The sequence below is a fragment of the Streptomyces sp. NPDC049577 genome, assembly GCF_040675635.1.
Taxonomy (GTDB): Bacteria; Actinomycetota; Actinomycetes; order Streptomycetales; family Streptomycetaceae; genus Streptomyces.
This window is the reverse complement of the sequence record NZ_JBFAPH010000514.1, coordinates 1-2,819: the sequence shown is the minus strand read 5'-3', so window position 1 is coordinate 2,819 and position 2,819 is coordinate 1. Positions and strand designations below refer to the sequence as shown.

Sequence of the window (2,819 nt, the reverse complement as noted above, 5' to 3'; positions counted from 1 at the left end):
CGCCTCACCAGCGAGAACACCATCTCCTGGCGCGACCCGACGAAGGCTACTTAACACCCAATCTCGGGATGAAACATCGGGCGAAAACGACCTCTCAGGGTCGTGCTCCTGGTGGGCCTGCCGCCGTACAACGCCGAGGCGGCCGCGGCCAGGGAAGAAGCTGGCGTGGCCGTGCGTGAGCCTCCGGGCGACGGCGCTGTGTAGCAGCAGGTCGCCAGCTACCGGCTGTCTGCGCCGCCGCACGCCCCCGGCCGCCGCTTGTTCCCGTCCTGCTACCCACGTCGGGCGGGAACGCTCCCGCCCAGTGTCTGGTCGGCGTGCTGCGCTCGGCGATCGAAGCGCACCGTGACCCGAACATCGAGGCCGCGCTCCTTCAGCGCGAGGACGAGCAGCGCCGCGCGATCATCCAACGTCTCCGGACGCTGGACGGTCCGGCCCACGGGCAGGGCGTGCACCCTGACCGGGGAGCCGATGCCTTCCGCCTCGCACGGCTTCTACGCCCCGTGATGCTGGCCGCCCAGGAAGCGGCGCAGGGCTCCGCGGAGCCTGCCGCGCGGTGCTGCAGGCTCCGGTTCGTTCGGGGCCGGTGGAATGGTGGGCGGGTAGGACGGCGGGGGAGTCGGCGGGTGTCGGTGGAGCCGGCTGGGCTGGTGCAGCAGGGCTTGCCTGTTCGGTCGTCTTGCCGGGTCCGGGCTGCTGGGCCAGTGGCTGCTCGGCACCGGCCGGCCGCTGCGCAGCGATCTGCGGTGCCGGCGGTGCAGCGTGGCCGGGCTCGGCAGACGGCACGACGGCGCGGTCCTGCGCCGGCGGGGCGGTGGACGGAACGTCGGTTCCTGGCGTGCTGGTCGTACCAGGAGCCGGCGGTGTGCTGGAGAGGCGCGCGGGTGAGGGACGTGCCCTGGGCGAGGGCGGTCCCGCGTGCCGTGCAGTGGTGATCGGCCGCTGTCCGGCGGACGACGGGCGCTTGCCCACCTTGGGCGCGCGGGAGACGGACGGTCGGACGGGAGTGGCGGACGCACCCGGCGGCAGGGGGAAGGGCCGCCGGGGCGGTGTCCCGGTAGGCCGGCCGCCCGTGGGCATCGACCCACAACTGGGCTTCGTCCCGGGCCCTGCTGCGCGCGGCCGGATCTGCCGGACTCCGCGGCCAACCCCTTCATGCCGGTGCGCACCCCGGGTCAGCAGCTGCGGGTGGGCGCTGCGTAGACACACCGAGAACGCCGCTCCCTCGGGGGCGGGCGGGACGCGCTCGGCCAGCAGCACGTACGGCTTGCCGCTCTGGGCCACCCCTTCCAACGTGCCGTACCTTCAGCTTCGGGCCTCTGCCTCCGGCCACGCCTGATCGGCGTTGCAGTGCCCATCTGACACCCTGTCACCTGATTCCGGGCACACTTGCGATTCCCGAACGGGCGGCCGCATGCAGCAGTGCGGGACGTCGGCCCGTCGGCGCCATCGGTCGATCCCGAACCATCGGCCTGGGATCCGCGTCCTGTCTCTCCCAACGATCGGCGGGCATGATCGTCAGGGGGCGACCACCGTCCACGGCAACGCCGATGACCATTGTGGGGGAGACAGAAGGATGAACGCGTTAGCGTCGATTGATGCCACCTTGCCACCGGCAGGACAGCTGGCGGAGCTGCTCCGACTGGCCCGTGTGGGGCCTGCCGGCCCCGAGGCGGCTGCCGGCCGTATCGTCGGCTGGCTGGCCCGCACCGTACGGGGGACCGCACAAATCGCAGGCGTCGACGCAGTCCCGGATGCGGTCGCGGCTGATGACGGAGGCCTCGGAGAGCAAGTGCGGGCCGTCGCCCACGGGAAGGTCGGCTCGGCCGTGGTCTCCGAAGCGGGCAGTCACACACGGATGTACGGTCTGGGCGACCGGCCGTCACGCCACATCCTCCTGGTCAACCGGACGCTCCCCTTCGACGCGGAGACAGCGCGGCTTTGCGGACACGCGGCCGTCGTCCTGGAACTGCTGCTGAGAGTGGCGGAGGCGGATGCCTCCCGCAGGGAGGGGGAGGCAAACAGCGGACAGCTGCGGCTCGCCGTGCTTCAGCTGCTGATGGGCGGCGAGGTGATCCTGGCCCAGCGGACGATGGCCGCGGCGGCTCCCGGGGTGCTGGACGCGGAGTGGGCCCATGTCTGCGTTCTGGAAGTGCCCATGGACGCACGGGAGGGGGTGGCCCGTGAGTGCGGGGATCGTGTCGGGGATCGCGTACTTGTCGTGCCCTGCCCAGCGTTCGACAACCATGTGATCGTGGTCGTGCCGGTCACCGACGGAGCGACGGCGGACGGTGTGATCTCGGCGCTGTCCGCATACGTTGTTTCCCATCCGGATGTGTACATGGGGCTGAGCCGGCGCCATGCTCTCACGCACGTCGCACTGGCCTACGAGGACGCAGCCCGGAACCTGGCCGCCGCCCGGCACCTGCCCTCCCGCCTGGCCGGGAACCTCGTGCGCACCGACCTGGTGGACGTCCTGCCGGCCGAAGCAGGGATGTGGGCCTCCCAGGTGCTGCGACCGCTGGACGCGGTGCCCCCGGGGAGCCGGAGCCAGTTGCTGACGACGATGAGCCTGGCGCTCAGATTCACCGCCGTGCGCACGGCGAAGCTCATCGGTGTCAGCCGCAACACCGTCCGGTCGCGGATGGAGCGGGCCGCCGGGCTGCTTGGAGTGGAGCTCGCAGACGTGCGAACGCGCACCTCTCTGTACGTCGCCCTCTACCTGCGCGACCAGCTCCCCTCGTCGGACGCGGGCACCGCAGGCCTCTGCCTGCGCCCGCTGCTCGAAACCGGTCCCGGCCGGGCGTGGGCGCGGCACC

General features: G+C 71.9%; 1 protein-coding gene. It reads left to right on the top strand.

Annotated features, from left to right (window positions below; all coding sequences use genetic code 11):
• Nucleotides 1-1,792 precede the first annotated feature (1,792 nt).
• The coding region (locus tag AB0K09_RS31950) for a helix-turn-helix domain-containing protein (protein ID WP_366068887.1) at nt 1,793-2,819 on the top strand (1,027 nt) is incomplete at its 3' end.